The sequence below is a fragment of the Cellulosimicrobium sp. NPDC030954 genome (assembly GCF_055571305.1).
Window position 1 is genome coordinate 403,431 of record NZ_JBVIFN010000003.1, and the last position, 16,767, is coordinate 420,197.

Below are 16,767 nucleotides of genomic sequence, written 5' to 3' on the forward strand. Positions count from 1 at the left end.
GATCCCATCACGCGCCACCCACACCGTCGGCATCGCCAACGGCGCGGCGCGACTACGGCACCGGCCACCCGTTGGTCAGGCAGCCCTGGGCCGAGATCGACTGCTGCACCATCACCGGCGCGACGGCGCCCGGGGCCGGGCAGTCCTCGTGGCCGTGCCCGAGGACGTGACCCACCTCGTGGTTCACGAGGTACTGGCGGTACGTCGCGACGTCGTCGCCGAAGTCGGGGGCGCCGAGCACCCAGCGCTCGAAGTTGAGCACCGCGACGCCGGACACGGAGTTGCCGCACGAGTACTTCCCCTCGGTCGCGAGGGGTGCGCACATCCGGTCGGTCGTCGCGGGGCTCGCGAGCACGACGCGGATCGACGCGTCGTCGGACGCCGTCCGGGAGAACGTCACCCCGTCGGGGCCGGACCACCCGCGCGGGTCGTTGAGCGTCGCGAGCACGGCCGTCGCGAGGACCTCGCCGTCCACGGGAAGGCCCTGCTCGACCTCGACCCGCACCGACCGGACGGTGCCCGCCCCCGGCGCCGGGGCCTCCCCCGGGACGACGTCGAGCGCACCCCCGAGGTCGGGCGCGACGACGACGTCGCCCACGAGCCCCGAGCCGGGCTCGGCGACCGGGACCGCGGGCGGCGGCGTGGGCTCCGGCACGGGGTCCGCGGCCGGAGCCGTCGGCGCGTCCGCGGGAGCGAGCGGCGCGACCACGTCCGGGCGCGGTGCGACGAGCTCGCGCAGCTCCGGGGCCCGCACGACGTCGCCCGCGCGCTCCGCGCCGGACCGGCTCGCCGCGTCGGGCTCGTCGCGGACCGGAGCGGGCGGGTCCTCGCGGTCCGCCGTGACCGGGACGGTCATGCCCGCGACGTCCCACACCTCCGCCGTCGCGGCGCCGCCGCCGAAGCCGACGACGAGGCAGGCGGCGACCGCCGCCCCGTGCCGCAGACCCCGCGAGGAGCGCTTCGCGCGAGCTGTCGACGGGCGGTTCGGGGGGGTATGTCTGTCGGGCACCCGCCCATCGTCCCACTCCTCGCGACGCCCGGTCGACAGCGGCCTCCGTTTCCGTATCCTCCCCCCATGACCGGAGCCAGCGAGGGACGCACGCGCGGCACGGCCGGGCCGCCCGTCGCCGCGCGCACCCGGATGCCCCGGGACGAGCGGCGCACGCAGCTCCTGACGATCGCCGAGGAGCTCTTCGCCTCCCACGGCTACCACCACATCTCGATGGACGACATCGCGGACCGCGCCGGGGTCGGCAAGCCCGTGCTCTACCGGCACTTCCCCTCGAAGCTGGACCTCTACCTCGCGCTCATCGACGACCAGGGCGACCGCCTCGTCCGCTCCGTCCACGTCACGCTCGACCCGTTCCGCGAGCCGGCCCCCGGGATCTCCGCGGGCGACGTCGACGCGCTCGCGGTCGACGGGCTCGCCGTCATCGAGGGCATCGTCCGGGCGTACGTCGCCTACGCGCGCACCGCCGGTCGGTCCGCGGCCCTGCTCTTCGAGTCGGACGTGATGCGCGACCCGGTGGTGCGGGCGCGCGTGCTCGCCCCTGACGCCCGCATCGCGGGGGCGTTCGCCGACGTGCTCGTCCGGATCACCGACCTCGACGCGGACGAGGCGCTCGTCGTCTCGCGGACGTGCACGGCCGTGGGCCGGGCGGCGGCGACCGAGGCCGTGCGGCCGGACGGGACCGCCTCGGCCGACGACGTCACCCGGCTCGTCCCGCGCCTCGTCTGGCGCGGCGTGCACGGGATGCTGCGCCGTCCGCGGGCCGGGACCCCGGGCGCGGCGGGGACGGCGTCGGCCGACGTCGTCCTCGGACCGGACGCGGACGCGGCGCTCGACGGGTCGACCGCGGGAATCTGACTACTATCGAACGCGTTGTCGCCGGTGGGACGCCCACGGGCGACCCGAGACCCGTCGTCGCTGCGCCTGGCGCAGCCGCTGTGAGGAGATGTACGTGGAAGTCACGATCGGTGTGCAGAACCTGGCCCGTGAGCTCGTCGTCGACACCGACCTGTCCGCCGACGCCGTGGCGACCGCCGTCGCCGACGCCCTCGGCGGTGCCCCCGCCCTCGAGCTCACCGACTCGCGCGGTCGCCGCGTGATCGTCCCGACGGCGTCGCTCGGCTACGTCGAGATCGGCACCGAGGAGCAGCGCAAGGTCGGCTTCGGCTCGCTCTGACCGCCACGACCTGACCGTCACGACGCCGCCGTCGCGCCCCCGGGCGCGGCGGCGGCTTCGTCATGCCGCCAGGCCCAGGCGGTCCATGCGCCGGGAGTGCTCCGCCGTCAGGCGCGAGAAGACCCACGACTGCGTCGCGGGCGCCGGGCCGCCCGCCGCGGCGTCGGCCGTCGCGTCCACGCCCGCCGCGACGAGCCGGGCGAGGGCGGGCCGCTCGGACAGGACGACGCCGACGACGCCCAGCGCCTCGCCGACAAGGCGTCGACCCCACAGCGCGAGGCGGGACGCGAGCACCGGGTCCGCCGCGGCGGCGTCCGCGATGACGGGGGCGTAGCGCTGCGACGGCGTGTCCTGCGTGAGGGCGTCGACGACGACCGCGCGCGAGCGCTCGTCGAGGCCCTGGGCCGCGAGCAGGCAGAAGTCGTCCGCGACGCCCTGCCCCACGTACCCCTTGAGGATCCCCTCCCACCAGGTGCTCGGGCGGGTGCGGGCGTCGAAGTCGTCGAAGAGGCCGTCGAACGCCGTCATGCAGTCGGCCGGGTCCCCGCCCAGCTCGTCCACGCGGACGAGGACGCGCTCCTGCCGGTCGAGCATCGCCGCCGCGAGCCGGGACAGGGCCTGGCGCTGGCGCAGCGTGGGCGCGTGCGCGGCGTCGCCCGCGAGCCGGCCGAAGCTCGCGAGCTCGGTGTAGGCGACGAGGCCGAGCAGCTCGACCGCGTCCGCGTGGTCCGCCGTGGGCAGGGTCAGGGGGCTCGCGTGCTCGGCGTCGCTCATCGGGCCAGGATAGTTCTCCGATATCATGGCCGACGTACATCGGTTGCCCGGTCGTCCAGACCTCACGCTCGTCACGCGAACGACGACGGCACGGCACGGTCCGCAGCGCGGGCCGGGCCACGACATCCCACGATCGGCTGCCGGCCACGAGGTGCGTACGACCGCGACCGGGAGCCTCCCGGGACCGGGCCCCGTCGGGCCCGCCGACGGTCGCGCGTGCCCGAACGAGACAGAGGCACCAGTGACCACCACAGACGCCACCAGCACCGACGCGACCCCGGACGTGAGCGCCGACGCGACGACCGTCGCCGCGAGCGTCCACGCGGACAACACCACCTTCGCCGACTTCGGCGTGCGCCAGGAGATCGTCGACGCGCTCTCCGACGCGGGGATCGTCCAGCCCTTCCCCATCCAGGCGATGACGCTGCCCGTCGCCATGTCCGGGCACGACATCATCGGCCAGGCCAAGACCGGTACCGGCAAGACGTTCGGCTTCGGCGTGCCGCTGCTGCACCGCGTGGTCGCCCCGGGCGAGCCCGGGTTCGACGAGCTGCCGTCGCCCGGCAAGCCCCAGGCCCTCGTGGTCGTGCCGACGCGCGAGCTCGCGGTGCAGGTCGCGAACGACCTCGGCACCGCCTCGAAGCGTCGTTCCGTGCGCATCGTGCAGCTCTACGGCGGCCGCGCGTACGAGCCGCAGGTCGAGGCGCTGACGCGCGGCGTCGAGGTCGTCGTCGGCACCCCGGGCCGCATGATCGACCTGATGAACCAGGGCCACCTCAACCTCACGCGGGCCGCGATCGTGGTCCTCGACGAGGCGGACGAGATGCTCGACCTGGGCTTCCTGCCCGACGTCGAGAAGATCCTGGCCCGCACGCCCGCGCAGCGCCACACGATGCTGTTCTCGGCGACCATGCCGGGTGCCGTCGTGTCGATGGCGCGCCGCTACATGAAGCAGCCGACGCACATCCGCGCGAACGACCCCGACGACGGCGGCCAGACGGTCAAGAACATCGAGCAGGTCGTCTACCGCGCGCACGCGCTGGACAAGGTCGAGATGCTCGCGCGCATCCTCCAGGCCGACGGCCGCGGCCGCACGATCGTGTTCGCCCGCACCAAGCGCACCGCGGCGAAGGTCGCCGACGAGCTCGTCGACCGCGGCTTCGCCGCCGGCTCGATCCACGGCGACCTCGGCCAGGGCGCGCGCGAGCAGGCGCTGCGCGCGTTCCGCAACGGCAAGATCGACGTGCTCGTCGCGACGGACGTCGCGGCGCGCGGCATCGACGTCGAGGACGTCACGCACGTCGTGAACTACCAGTGCCCCGAGGACGAGAAGACGTACCTGCACCGCACGGGCCGCACGGGCCGCGCGGGCAACAAGGGCACCGCGGTGACGTTCGTCGACTGGGACGACATCCCGCGCTGGTCGCTCATCGACAAGGCGCTCGGCCTCGGCATCCCCGAGCCGGTCGAGACGTACTCGAGCTCGCCGCACCTGTACACCGACCTGCACATCCCCGAGGGCACCAAGGGCCGCCTCCCCAAGGACCGGCGCACGCTCGCCGGGCTCGACGCGGAGGAGATCGAGGACCTCGGCGAGACCGGCAAGCGGCACACGCCGGCCGGCGGGTCGCGGGGTCGCCAGGGCGGCCGGTCGGACGGCGGTCGCAGCCGGGGCGAGCAGGGTGACCGCGGTCGCTCGGGCGGCCGGGGCCGTTCCGGCGGGCGTCGCGCGGAGGGCGAGCGCGCGGGCGGTCGTCCCGAGGGCGAGCAGACCGACGCCGCGGGCGCGCCGTCCGAGAACGCGCCGTCCGAGGGCGGCGAGCGCCGTCGTCGGTCCCGCAACCGTCGCCGCACGCGCGGCGGCCGCCCCGTCGAGCAGGGCGGCGCCGAGGCGACCCAGCCCGCCGAGTAGCCCACCGGGCACCCGCGGCGCCCCGTCTCAGGGCCCGACGACGAACCCCGGGTCGCTCCCCACGGTCACCACGCCGTGGGGAGCGGCCCGGGGTTCGTCGCGTCGAGTCGGTGCAGGTCGGCGCCGGTCAGTGCACGTGCGCGTCGCGGCCTGCGAACCACACCGCGACGCCCTGGACGGCGGCCGCCGCGACGAGCAGGAAGAGCGGCAGCGTCCACGCGCCCGTGGCGTCGTGCGCGAGCCCGAGACCGAGCGGTCCGGTCGCCGCGAGCAGGTACCCGGCGCTCTGCGCCATGCCGGAGAGCTCGGACGTGTGGGCGGCGTCGCGCGCCCGGAGCGCCATGAGAGTGAGCGCGAGGCTGATGCCGCCGCCCTGGCCGAGACCCACCAGCACGACCCAGAGCGCGGCGGCGCCGGGCGCGAGCGCGAGCCCGAGCAGCCCGGACCCGACGAGCGCGACGAGGACGACCCCGATGCCGCGCTGCCGGCGCATGCGCCCGGCGAGGACCGGGGTCACGAACGACCCGAGGATGCCCGCGAGGTTGCACAGCGCGAGGAGCCAGCCGCCCGCCTCCGGCGTCCGGCCGAGCGCGACCATGATCTCCGGGAGCCACGCGTTGACGGCGTAGAAGGACAGCGACTGCATGCCCATGACGACCGTGACCGCCCAGGCGAGCGGGCTCCGCCACACCGTGGAGCGCGCGACCCCGGCCCCCGCGCCGAACGCCGTCGCTCCGGCCGGGTCGGGCCGCAGCGCGCGCGGGACCCACACGAGCACGCCGAGGACGGCGAGCACGCCCCACGTCGCGAGCGCGCCGCGCCAGTCGAGACCGGCCGCGGTCGCGACCGGGATCGTCAGGCCCGCGGCGAGCGCGGCGCCGCCCGACAGCGCCATGGAGTACAGCCCCGTCATGAGGCCGATGCGGTCGGCGAAGTCGCGCTTGATGAGCGCGGGGAGCAGGACGTTCCCGAGGCCGATCGCGCACCCGGCGACGACGGTCCCGGCGAACAGGCCCCAGGTCTCGGGGACCAGCCGGAGCGCGAAGCCGACGCACAGCGCGACGAGGCTCACGAAGAGCGCGCGCTCGAGGCCCCACCGCCGCGCGAGCACGGGCGCGAGCGGCGCGAGGAGGCCGAAGCACAGGACGGGGAGCGTCGTGAGCACGCCGGCCGCCGTCGCGCTGAGCCCCAGGTCGGCGCGGATCTCGCCGAGCACCGGCGAGATCGAGACGACGGCGGGGCGCAGGTTCAGCGACGCGAGGACGATCGCGACGACCGCCCCCACCCCCAGCGGTCGGCGCAGCCCGCTCACGCGTCGGCCTCCGTCGCCCCGGCGTGCTCGGCGGCGGCCTCGACGAGGTGCGCGCGCACGACGTCGATCGTCGCGGCCACCGCGTCCTCGGCCGCGTCGGCGTCGCCGGCCCGGATCGCGGCCACGACCTCCTCGTGGCCGGGGACGTCGCGGTGGTGCACTCGCCGGTCCCCCGAGGGGAAGGTCCGGACGAGCGCGTGGTCGAGGCCGTCGTAGAGGTCCGCGAGCAGCGGGTTGCGGGCGGCGCGCACGACCTCGGCGTGGAACGCGACGTCGGCGGCCTGGAACGTGTCCTCGTCGGCACCGCGGGCCGCGGTCTGAGCCGCGAGCGCGGCGTCGAGCCGGGCGAGCGCGTCCGCGTCGTGCCGGACGGCCGCCGCGCGCGCGGCTCCGCGCTCGAGGATCCCGCGCACGTCGAGCACGTGGAAGGCGTCGGTGGTCCGCGCCCGGCGGGCCAGGGCCGCGTCGAGGCCGTCGGCCGCGCGGACGTAGGTGCCGTCGCCGCGCCGGGGCTCGAGGATCCCGGCGTGCTCGAGGGCCCGCACGGCCTCGCGCACGGTGTTGCGCCCGACGCCGAGCTCGGCCACGAGCTCGGGCTCGGGCGGGATGCGGGTGCCGACGGGCCACTCGCCGCGCGCGACGCGCTCGCTGAGCCGCTCGACGACGAGCTCGGACACCTTGCGGGGAGGGACGATCGGCCGGTTCACCGAAAGAACCTAACATCCCCTGTTTGGACGCGGCGACGGAGTCGCGCGGTACGGGGTCTCTCGTACGGGGATTGACCAGCACGCGCCGCTGGGAGGACCTTGCGCGAGACCGCTCCTCGACGACGAAAGCGAGACCCACCATGGCCCCCACCACCCCACGACGCCGACGGCTGAGCAGGCTGCTCGCGCTCGTCGCCTCGGGTCTCGTCGTCGAGCACGAAGGGCGCGGCGTCCGAGACCTCGACCGACGCCGGGAGGGGGACGAGCCCGAGGTTCTGGACGGTGGCCGTCGTGGCGGGCGGGGAGGTGCAGCCGGCGAGGCTCGCACATCCACCCGCCGCGACCAGGATGACGGCAGCGATCCTGCGCCGCGCCGAGCGTCCGGCCGTGCCTGCCCGTGGATTCATGAGGACCCCTGCCGAACTCGTCGCGCGAACGGCCTCGTCCACGCCGCTGCCGACCCTAGCGCGCCGCCGACGGCGACCGCGAAGCCTCTCGACAGCGCGGCGCCAGCCCGGGGAGCACCTCGCGCGCCGCGGCAGGGCTCGCGGGCCGGCGCGGCCTCAGGCGGCCTGGACGAACTGCGTGACGGCGTCGGCCACGAGCTGGACCGCGATGGCGGCGAGCAGCAGACCGGCGATGCGCGTCACGAGGATGGTCCCGGAGTCGCCGAGCACGCGGTTGATGACGTTCGCGAAGCGCATGGAGAGCCAGAGGCACACGTGCACCGCGACGACGCCCGCGACGATCGCGACCCACTCCGCGACGCCGCCCCCGCGCTCCCCCGCGCGCTGCACGAAGACCATGGTCGCGACGATCGCGCCGGGGCCGGCGAGGAGCGGCGTGCCGAGGGGCACGAGCGCGACGTTGACACCCTTGTTGCCCGACGGCTGCGGTTCCTCCATCTTGCCCGTGAGCAGCTCCATCGCGACGAGGAGCAGCAGCAGGCCGCCCGCGGTCTGCAGCGCGGGCAGCGAGATGTGCATGTAGCTGAGGATCTGCTGGCCGAACGCCGCGAACGCGACGATCACGCCGAACGCGACGAGGATCGCGGTGCGCGCCGCCTGGTTGCGCTGCTTGGCACCCATCGCGCTCGTCAGGCCCAGGAACACCGGCACGGTGCCGGGCGGGTCCATGATGACGAACAGGGTGACGAAGACCTCCGTGAAGAGCCGGACGTCGAAGACCTCGCTCATCGTCCGATCATCGGATCACGTCCAACTGTCCCAGCTCCTCGATCTGCTCCAGCACGGTCGGTGCTGTCGTGTTCTCCCCGAGCCGGTTCGGTTTGCCGGCCCCGTGGTAGTCGCTCGACCCGGTGACGAACAGGCCCAGGGTGCGGGCCAGGTCCTCGAGCCGTGCGCGCTGACGCTCGTCGTGGTCGCGGTGGAACACCTCGAGCCCGGCGAGCCCCGCCGCGGTCATCTCCTCGATCACCGCGTCGGACACGACGCGGCCTCGGCCGTCCGCGCCCGGGTGGGCGAAGACGGGCACACCCCCCGCGGCACGGATCCCCCGCACGGCCGCGACGGCGTCGGGCGCGTAGTGGGGCACGTAGTACGGGGTGTCGGTGGCGAGGATCGTCGCGAACGCCGCCGAGCGGTCGGGCGAGAGCCCTGCGGCGACGAGCGCGTCCGCGATGTGCGGCCGCCCGATCGTCGTGCCCTCGACGGTCTGCGCGAGCACATCATCCCACGTGATCGGGTAGTCCTCGGCGATCAGGTCGACCATCCTCCGCGCCCGGCTCGTGCGCGCGTCGCGCGTGCGGTCGAGCTCCGCGAGGAGCGCCGCGTGCGCCGGGTCGTGCAGGTAGGAGAGCAGGTGCACGCTGATGCCGCCCGAGCGGGCCGAGATCTCCGCGCCGCGCACGAGCACGACGCCGTGGCGCAGCGCGGCGTCCGTCGCCTGCGCCCAGCCGGCGGTCGTGTCGTGGTCCGTGAGCGCGACGACGTCGAGCCCGGCCGCGGCCGCGGCCTCGACGACCTCTCCCGGCGCGTCCGTGCCGTCCGACGCGGTCGAGTGGGTGTGGAGGTCGATGCGCACGGGACCCAGGATAGTGACGGGACACCCGGTCGGCGGCACGGGACCCGCACACGATGTCCACACGGGGCGCCGCCCCTCCCCACGGCCGTCCCAGGCTGGGGTGCCACAGTCGGGAGCGATGACCCCCACGACGCACGCCCCCGCCCCCTCCCCCGTCGCCCTCCGCACCCCGCCCGGCCACCGCACCGACGCGTCCGCCGACGGCTCGGAGCGCCAGCCCGCCGTCGTCTTCGTGCACGGCATGCGCACGTCCGGCGCGATCTGGGACCGCCAGGTGGCGCACGTGCGCGCGCTGGGGCACGACGCCGTCGCCGTGGACCTGCCCGCGCACGGCGTCCGCGCGCACGAGCGGTTCACGCTCGACCGGTCCTTCGAGGTGATCGACGAGGCCGCCGCCGCGTTCGGCCCCGGCCGCCGGGTCGTCCTGGTCGGGCTCTCGCTCGGCGGCTACACGTCGCTCGCCTGGGCGGCCCGCCGCCCGGCGAACCTCGCGGGGGTGGTCGCCGCGGCGTGCACGTCCGACCCCAAGGGCAAGCCCGTCGCGCTCTACCGCGACGTCGCGCGCCTCGTCGTGGCGGGCGGGGGCGCCGTCGGGCGCGGAGCCCGCTGGGCGGCGCGCACGAGCGCGAGCGCATGGGGCACGATCGCCCGGGGCGGGCGCTCGCTCCCGGGCGGCGCGGCGTCGTCGTACGCGCTCGCCGGCCCGGCCGACGCGGGCACGCGGCCCCCGGCCGCGCCGGGCTGGCACGTCGTCACCGACGCGCTGACCCAGCTCGCGGGCCGCTCGTGGCTCGCCCACGTGCGCGACGTCGACGTGCCGGTCTGGCTCGTCAACGGCGCCCGCGACCACATGCGCCTCGACGAGCAGCGCTACCTCGCGGCCGCCGCGGACGCCGCGCTCGTCGTCGTGCCGCGCGCCGGCCACGACGTCAACAGCGAGGCCCCCGAGGCCTTCAACCGCGTGCTCGGGCGCGCGCTCGCGGACTTCGGCCGCGTGCGCGGTGCGAGACTGGGGGCATGACCGACGCCACCCCCGTCACGCCCGAGCCCACGTCCGAGACGCCCGACCAGACCCCCGAGAACGCCGGCGACGGCCAGGACCTGGCCGCGCGCGGCAGCAACCGCTCCCAGCGCCCCGACTCCGACGCGTTCAAGGCCTTCATCACGAGCGGCTGGGCGCCGCGCGCGGAGCTCGACGTCGAGCCCCTGCCCGCCGCTCCCTTCACCGTCGCGCGCCGCGCCGCGCTGTCCTCCCGGTTCCCGGGCGTGCGCCTCGTGGTGCCCGCCGGTCCGCTGAAGACGCGCTCGAACGACACCGACTACCGGTTCCGCCCGCACTCGGCGTTCGCGCACCTGACGGGCTACGGCACCGACCAGGAGCCCGACGCCGTCCTCGTCCTGCACCCGGTCGAGCCCGGCACCGGCGACGGCGGCTCCGGCCATCACGCGGTGCTGTACGTGCGCCCGCTCGCCGCGCGCGACACGGAGGAGTTCTACGCCGACTCGCGCTACGGCGAGTTCTGGGTGGGCGCGCGCCCGTCGCTCGACGACGTCGCCACCGCGACGGGCGTCGAGGCACGGCACGTCGACGAGCTGCGCGACGCGCTCGCCAAGGACGTCGGCCCGGGCGGGGTGACGCTGCTCGTCGTCGCGGGCGCCGACGAGGCGGTGGAGGCGCTCGTGGAGGCGATCCGCGCCGAGGCCGGGGTCGACGACGTCGAGGCGGCCGCTGCCGACCAGCAGCTCTCGGAGGCCGAGTGGCTCGCCCGCGCGGAGGCCGCCTACCGGCGCACGGACGCCGCGCTCGTCGAGGCCGTCTCCGAGCTGCGGCTCGTCAAGGACGCGCACGAGGTCGAGCAGATGCGCGAGGCCGTCGCGGCGACGATCGCGGGCTTCGAGGAGGTCGTGCGGAACCTTCCGCGCGCGGTCGAGCACCGCCGCGGCGAGCGCGTCATCGAGACCACGTTCGACGCGCACGCGCGCCTCGAGGGCAACACTGTCGGCTACGAGACGATCGCCGCGGCGGGCGAGCACGCGACGACGCTGCACTGGATCCGCAACGACGGCGTCGTGCGCACCGGCGAGCTCGTGCTGCTCGACGCGGGCGTCGAGGTCGACTCGCTCTACACGGCGGACGTCACGCGCACGCTGCCCGTGGACGGCGAGTACACCGACGTCCAGCGTCGCGTCTACCAGGCGGTGCTCGACGCCGCGGACGCCGCGTTTGCCGTCGCCGTGCCGGGCGCGCGCTTCCGCGACGTGCACGCCGCCGCCATGGAGGTCGTCGCCGCGCGCCTGGAGGAGTGGGGGCTGCTCCCCGTGAGCGCGGCCGAGTCGCTCTCGCCCGAGGGCCAGCAGCACCGCCGCTGGATGGTGCACGGCACGAGCCACCACCTCGGCCTGGACGTGCACGACTGCGCGCAGGCGCGCCGCGAGCTCTACCTGGACGGGATCCTGGAGCCCGGCATGGTCTTCACGATCGAGCCCGGCCTGTACTTCAAGGCGGACGACCTGGCGGTCCCGGAGGAGTACCGCGGGATCGGCGTCCGCATCGAGGACGACGTGCTCGTGACCGCCGACGGCAACGAGAACCTCTCGGCCGCGCTCCCCCGCCGCCCCGAGGACGTCGAGGCCTGGATGGCGCGACTGCGCGGCTGAGTCGCGGCCGCCCTCGCCGTCAGGCGGGACGCTCGGGCTGGTCCGGCTGCTGCGCGCCGGGGGCGGGCTGCGCGTCGGGCTGCGCGTCGGCCGGCTGGTCCGACGTCGGGCGCATGGCGCCGTAGCGCGGCTCCCCCGTCGGCGTGGTCCAGCGGGGGTCGGGCGTCCGGGCGGGCGGCGCGACCGGGGGCGTGGGCGCGGGGGCGGCGCCCGACGGCGGCTCGGGCGCCGGGGCGGTCGGCGTGGGAGCGGCGGGGGGCGGGGTCGCCCCGGGCGTGCCCCACGTCGGGTTCGCCGGGGCGGCCGGCGCGCGGACCCCGCCCGCGCCCTCCGGCATCCGCGCCAGGAGCTGGCGCGCGTCGCCCGCGCGCTCGGGCGCGCAGAGGATCCCGTACGACGAGGCGACGATCTGGCTCTGCGACGTGAAGTCCCGCTTGCCCTGGGTGAGCGCGTACGACAGCACGGAGAAGAGCAGGCCGAACCCGGCGCCGATCGCGATGGCCGTGAGGACGAAGCCGCCCTGCCCGGAGAACATGAACAGCAGCAGGCCGACGAAGAGCCCGAACCACGCGCCGGACGCCGCTCCCGCGATCGCGACGCGCCCGTACGTGAGCCGGCCCGTCACGCGCTCGACCATCTTGAGGTCCGTGCCGACGATCGTCACGAGCTCGACCGCGAACTTGTTGTCGGAGAGGAAGTCGACCGCCTTCTGCGCCTCGAGGTAGGTCGCGTACGACGCGATCTCCTCACCACGGGGCGGGGTGGGGACACGGGGGACGGCACCCGGGCGTGACATGCTCATTCGCCCAGTCTGTCCTACTCGTGCGGACCGCGCGAGGGCCGCGTCCCCGCGCGTCCGCCGTTCCGTGCCGCCGGGCGACGCCACAGGTCGGAAGGAACGCGCGGCGACCGGGGCGCGTGCGTAGGCTGGCCGCGTGAGCGCAGCCACCACCGTCTTCGTCGCGCGCCTGGCCGGGACCAGCGTGTTCGACCCCATCGGCGACCAGGTCGGACGGGTGCGGGACGTCGTCGTGCTCATCCGCCCCAAGGGCGCACCCCGCGCCGTGGGCCTCGTCGTCGAGGTCCCCGGCAGGCGCCGGGTCTTCCTCCCTCTCACGCGCGTCACGAGCATCGACGCGGGCCAGGTCATCTCGACGGGCCTGGTGAACATGCGGCGGTTCGAGCAGCGCGCGATGGAGACGCTCGCCGTCGGCGAGCTCCTGGAGCGCACGGTCGAGCTCGTCGACGGGTCGGGCTCGGCGACGATCGAGGACCTCGCGATCGAGCGGCAGCGCACCGGCGACTGGCTCGTCACCAAGCTGTACGTGCGGCGCCGCGCGCAGCACAAGGGCACGCTCGGCCTGCGCCGGCGGGGCGACGCGATCGTCGTGGACGTGGGGGCGGTCACCGGCCTGGCGGGCAGCACGGAGGCGCAGGGCGCGGCCATGCTCCTGGCCGCCTACGACGACCTCAAGCCCGCCGACCTCGCGGACGTCATCCACGACCTGGGCGACACGCGCCGGCTCGAGGTCGCGGGCGCGCTCGACAACGAGCGCCTCGCCGACGTCCTGGAGGAGCTGCCCGAGGACGACCAGGTCGCGATCCTCTCCGGCCTCGACACCGACCGCGCCGCCGACGTCCTGGAGGCGATGCAGCCCGACGACGCGGCCGACCTGCTGCACGAGCTCCCCGAGGCGCAGGCGGCCCAGCTCCTCGAGCTCATGGAGCCGGAGGAGGCTCGCGACGTGCGACGCCTCCTCGCCTACGCGGAGGACACGGCGGGCGGCCTCATGACCTCCGAGCCGGTCGTGCTCGGCCCGGAGACGACCATCGCCACCGCGCTCGCGCAGATCCGGCGCAAGGACCTCGCCCCCGCGCTCGCGTCGATGGTGTTCGTCGCACGCCCCCCGCTCGAGACGCCGACGGGCCGGTTCCTCGGGGTCGCGCACTTCCAGCGGCTGCTGCGCGAGCCCCCGCACGCCGCCGTCGGCTCGGTGCTCGACTCCGACGTCGAGGGCGTCGCGCCCGACGCCCCGCTCGGGCGCGTCACGCGCATCCTCGCGACCTACGACCTCCTGTGCGTCCCCGTGCTCGACGCGGAGAAGCGCCTGCTCGGCGCGATCAGCGTCGACGACGTGCTCGACCACATGCTGCCGGACGACTGGCGCGAGAGCGACGACGACGTGGACACGGAGCACGCGCGCGCCGCGCTCGCGCCCGGGTCTCTGCCGCGCCCCGCGGCCCGTGGCGGCGCGACGGGGGTGACCCGTGGCTGACCGCCTCGACACGCCGAAGAGCGCGCGCCGCTCCCTCATCCCGCGGGTCAAGGTCGACCAGGACGCGGTCGGGCGCGCGACCGAGGGCATCGCCCGGTTCCTCGGCACGCCCCGGTTCCTCGTCTACCTCACCGTGTTCTGCGCGGTGTGGATCATCTGGAACTCGTGGGGCCCGGAGGGCCTGCGGTTCGACTCCGCGGAGTTCGGGTTCACCGCGCTCACCCTCATGCTCTCGCTCCAGGCGTCGTACGCCGCGCCGCTCATCCTGCTCGCGCAGAACCGCCAGGACGACCGCGACCGCGTCACCGCCGAGCAGGACCGGCAGCGCGCGGAGCGCAACCTCGCCGACACCGAGTACCTCGCGCGCGAGATGGCCGCCCTGCGCATCGCGCTGAGCGAGGTGGCGACGCGCGACTTCGTCCGCTCGGAGATCCGCAACCTGCTGGAGGAGCTGGAGGAGAAGTCGGCGCGCCAGCCCGACGACGAACCCTCCGACCGCTGACGCGAGATCGACCCGCCCGTCGCCAGATCGACCTCCCGAGGGTCGATCTCGGCCGCTCGGGTCGATCTCGGAGCCGTTACTGCGTGCCCTCGGCCGCGATGCGGCGCAGTCGCTCGGCGAGCGCCGGGTCGCCCTCGACGGTCAGGCCGTCGGCCGGGCCGCGGCCCCACAGCCACAGGTCGAGCGCCCACGCGGGGCCGGAGACCTGCGTCGTGGTCGAGCCCGGCAGGTCGACGAGCTGGGCGACGTCGAGGTCGTACGCGGTGCCGGACTCCGGTCCCGTCCCGGTGAAGCGACCGAAGGCGAGCTCCCAGCTCCGGGGCCGCTCCCCGAACCCGTCCACGACGACCGACACCGTCGCGCCGTCGGGCGTGAACACGCCCCAGCCGGGCACGCCGTCGACCATGACCGACAGCACCTCGTCCACGCCGTCCACCGCGACGTCCGGGTCGGCGGGGGTCACGTCGCGTCCGGCCGTGAGCTCGGCGTCGGCCCGGTGGATCAGCGCCTCGTGCGCCTGCCTGCGCACGACCCAGCCGACGTGCCGCCCGTCGTCGTGCCACGACCAGCACGGCTCGTCGGGGTCGCGACCCGTGAGGGCGGCGACGAGCCGGCTCGTCGAGCGCTGCAGCAGCGCGGGCAGCTCCGCGTCCGACGACGGCCGCGCGAGCGGGGTGACGTCGTCGCCGTCGAGGCCGTGCCCGGGGGACGGCCCGACGACGCGCGCCCAGAAGTCCTGCACCTCCGCGAGGTGGTAGAGCAGGTCCGCGCCGGTCCACTCGGGGCACGACGGCACGCGCGCGTCCGGGGGCGCGCTGCGCACGGCGTCGCCGAACAGCTCGCTGTCCCGTGCGAGGGAGGCCAGGGCGTCCATCCGTGCACCGTAGACCCGTTCGACGCACCACGGCGTGCGATGCGCCTCACGCCCGTGCCGGGACCTAGGTCCCGGCGGACCGCGCCGCGGGCGCGCCTACGATGGGTCCATGCCCGACCCTGTTGCAGACCCGCTCGAGCACGCCGTCCGGCAGGCCCTCACCACGGTCCTCGACCCGGAGATCCGCCGCCCCGTCACGGACCTCGGCATGATCCGCTCGGTCGCGGTCGCGCCCGGTGCGCCGGGCGCGGTCGTGACGGTGGGCGTGGACCTCACGGTCGCGACGTGCCCCATGCGCGACACCCTCTCGCGCGACGTCGCCGCCGCGGTCCGCGCGGTCGACGGCGTCGCGGACGTGCACGTGGACCTGGGCGTCATGAGCGCGGAGCAGCGCGCGGAGCTGCGCACGATGCTGCGCGGCGGCGTGGGCGAGCCCGAGATCCCCTTCGCGAAGCCGGGGTCGCTGACCAAGGTCTACGCGATCGCGTCCGGCAAGGGCGGCGTGGGCAAATCGTCCGTCACGGCGAACCTCGCGGTCGCGCTCGCGGCGCAGGGCCTGGAGGTCGGCGTCGTCGACGCGGACATCTACGGGTTCTCGATCCCGCGCATGCTGGGCGTCGACCGGCAGCCCACGCGGGTCGACAACATGCTCCTGCCGCCGATCGCGCACGGCGTGAAGGTCGTCTCGATCGGCATGTTCGTCCCGCCCGGCCAGCCGGTCGTGTGGCGGGGACCCATGCTGCACCGCGCGCTCCAGCAGTTCCTCGCGGACGTCTTCTGGGGCGACCTCGACGTGCTGCTGCTCGACCTGCCGCCCGGGACGGGCGACATCGCGATCTCCGTGGCGCAGCTCCTGCCGGGCAGCGAGATCGTCGTGGTCACGACGCCGCAGGTCGCGGCCGCCGAGGTCGCGGAGCGCGCGGGGTCGGTCGCCACGCAGACGCAGCAGGGCGTGGTCGGCGTCGTCGAGAACATGTCGTGGCTCGAGCAGCCCGACGGGTCGCGCCTGGAGGTCTTCGGCTCCGGCGGGGGCGAGCGCGTCGCGGCGAACCTGTCCCGCGCCACGGGGACCGACGTCCCGCTCCTGGGCCAGGTCCCGCTCGACGTGTCGCTGCGCGAGGCGGGCGACGGCGGCACCCCCGTGGTCCTCGCCGACCCCGGTTCGCCCGCGGCCGTCGCGCTGCACGACGTCGCGCTCGGGCTCGCGCGGAGGCCGCGCGGCCTCGCGGGACGCTCGCTCGGGGTCACGGTCGTCTGACGCCTCCCAGCCGGGGCCCCGGGCGCCGCGTGCCGGGGCGTCCGACCGGGGCGCCCGGGGCCGTGCCGGGCACCCGCCACGTCCTCCCGCAGGACCCCTGTCTTTTCTCCGCGCCACGGTATAGTCTCGCCCGCATCTCGTCAGGGGGACGGCCGTCGGGCCGGTGAGGGGGATCATTCCGTGGCGTCGTCGCCGCTCTGCCCTGCCCTCATACGCCTCGACACGCCCTCGTGCACTCCCGGTCGCCCTCTCAGGGCACGCTTCG

General features: G+C 75.6%; 16 protein-coding genes. 8 read left to right on the forward strand and 8 right to left on the reverse strand.

Annotated features, from left to right (window positions below; all coding sequences use genetic code 11):
* Nucleotides 1–52: 52 nt before the first annotated feature.
* Complete coding sequence (locus ACZ402_RS09480) at nt 53–1,009, reverse strand: DUF3152 domain-containing protein (protein WP_375823117.1); 957 nt, start codon at nt 1,007–1,009, stop codon at nt 53–55.
* Nucleotides 1,010–1,075: 66 nt separating this feature from the next.
* On the opposite strand from ACZ402_RS09480, the gene ACZ402_RS09485 reads away from it, so the two are divergent.
* On the forward strand, nt 1,076–1,867 hold the full coding sequence (locus ACZ402_RS09485) for a TetR/AcrR family transcriptional regulator (RefSeq protein ID WP_375823118.1): 792 nt from the start codon (nt 1,076–1,078) through the stop codon (nt 1,865–1,867).
* Between the two features lie 94 nt (nt 1,868–1,961).
* A complete protein-coding gene (locus ACZ402_RS09490) occupies nt 1,962–2,186 on the forward strand; it encodes a DUF3107 domain-containing protein (protein ID WP_205205335.1) in 225 nt (74 codons plus the stop codon).
* A gap of 60 nt (nt 2,187–2,246) precedes the next feature.
* Here the strand turns inward: ACZ402_RS09490 and ACZ402_RS09495 are convergent, their stop codons facing one another.
* Entirely contained in the window at nt 2,247–2,960 is a 714-nt protein-coding gene (locus tag ACZ402_RS09495) for a ferritin-like fold-containing protein (protein WP_375823119.1), read from the reverse strand.
* A gap of 241 nt (nt 2,961–3,201) precedes the next feature.
* Between ACZ402_RS09495 and ACZ402_RS09500 the strand changes: the two genes are divergently transcribed.
* Nucleotides 3,202–4,872, forward strand: coding sequence for a DEAD/DEAH box helicase (locus ACZ402_RS09500; protein ID WP_375823120.1), 1,671 nt, complete (start codon nt 3,202–3,204; stop codon nt 4,870–4,872).
* A gap of 127 nt (nt 4,873–4,999) precedes the next feature.
* Here ACZ402_RS09500 and ACZ402_RS09505 read toward each other — a convergent pair whose 3' ends face one another.
* The 4 genes from ACZ402_RS09505 to ACZ402_RS09520 form a co-directional block, all read right to left on the reverse strand.
* The gene (locus ACZ402_RS09505) at nt 5,000–6,184 is read right to left on the reverse strand and encodes a CynX/NimT family MFS transporter (protein ID WP_375823121.1); all 1,185 of its coding nucleotides are present in this window, start codon (nt 6,182–6,184) and stop codon (nt 5,000–5,002) included.
* Nucleotides 6,181–6,891, reverse strand: coding sequence for a FadR/GntR family transcriptional regulator (locus tag ACZ402_RS09510; protein WP_375823122.1), 711 nt, complete (start codon nt 6,889–6,891; stop codon nt 6,181–6,183). Before ACZ402_RS09510 ends, ACZ402_RS09505 begins: the two co-directional genes overlap by 4 nt.
* Nucleotides 6,892–7,454: 563 nt before the next feature.
* Complete coding sequence (locus ACZ402_RS09515) at nt 7,455–8,087, reverse strand: MarC family protein (protein WP_336722006.1); 633 nt, start codon at nt 8,085–8,087, stop codon at nt 7,455–7,457.
* Between the two features lie 7 nt (nt 8,088–8,094).
* Nucleotides 8,095–8,934, reverse strand: a complete 840-nt coding sequence (locus ACZ402_RS09520; RefSeq protein ID WP_375823123.1) for a PHP domain-containing protein — start codon at nt 8,932–8,934, stop codon at nt 8,095–8,097.
* A gap of 118 nt (nt 8,935–9,052) precedes the next feature.
* Here ACZ402_RS09520 and ACZ402_RS09525 point away from each other — a divergent pair, with 118 nt between their 5' ends.
* Nucleotides 9,053–9,955: an alpha/beta fold hydrolase gene (locus ACZ402_RS09525; RefSeq protein WP_375823124.1), complete on the forward strand. Its 903-nt coding sequence runs from the start codon at nt 9,053–9,055 to the stop codon at nt 9,953–9,955.
* Nucleotides 9,952–11,592: an aminopeptidase P family protein gene (locus ACZ402_RS09530; protein WP_375823125.1), complete on the forward strand. Its 1,641-nt coding sequence runs from the start codon at nt 9,952–9,954 to the stop codon at nt 11,590–11,592. Before ACZ402_RS09525 ends, ACZ402_RS09530 begins: the two co-directional genes overlap by 4 nt.
* 19 nt (nt 11,593–11,611) lie before the next feature.
* On the opposite strand, the gene ACZ402_RS09535 is transcribed toward ACZ402_RS09530, so the two are convergent.
* The gene (locus tag ACZ402_RS09535; protein ID WP_375823126.1) at nt 11,612–12,394 is read right to left on the reverse strand and encodes a general stress protein; all 783 of its coding nucleotides are present in this window, start codon (nt 12,392–12,394) and stop codon (nt 11,612–11,614) included.
* 133 nt (nt 12,395–12,527) lie between these two features.
* Between ACZ402_RS09535 and ACZ402_RS09540 the strand changes: the two genes are divergently transcribed.
* Nucleotides 12,528–13,868 (forward strand): magnesium transporter MgtE N-terminal domain-containing protein, encoded by a 1,341-nt coding sequence (locus tag ACZ402_RS09540; protein ID WP_375823127.1) that lies wholly within the window; start codon nt 12,528–12,530, stop codon nt 13,866–13,868.
* The gene (locus ACZ402_RS09545) at nt 13,861–14,370 is read left to right on the forward strand and encodes a DUF1003 domain-containing protein (protein ID WP_253050923.1); all 510 of its coding nucleotides are present in this window, start codon (nt 13,861–13,863) and stop codon (nt 14,368–14,370) included. The genes ACZ402_RS09540 and ACZ402_RS09545 overlap by 8 nt, the downstream gene beginning before the upstream one ends.
* Before the next feature lie 76 nt (nt 14,371–14,446).
* Here ACZ402_RS09545 and ACZ402_RS09550 read toward each other — a convergent pair whose 3' ends face one another.
* Nucleotides 14,447–15,244, reverse strand: a complete 798-nt coding sequence (locus ACZ402_RS09550) for a maleylpyruvate isomerase N-terminal domain-containing protein (RefSeq protein WP_375823128.1) — start codon at nt 15,242–15,244, stop codon at nt 14,447–14,449.
* Between the two features lie 109 nt (nt 15,245–15,353).
* On the opposite strand from ACZ402_RS09550, the gene ACZ402_RS09555 reads away from it, so the two are divergent.
* The gene (locus ACZ402_RS09555; protein ID WP_375823129.1) at nt 15,354–16,502 is read left to right on the forward strand and encodes an Mrp/NBP35 family ATP-binding protein; all 1,149 of its coding nucleotides are present in this window, start codon (nt 15,354–15,356) and stop codon (nt 16,500–16,502) included.
* Nucleotides 16,503–16,767: the final 265 nt, after the last annotated feature.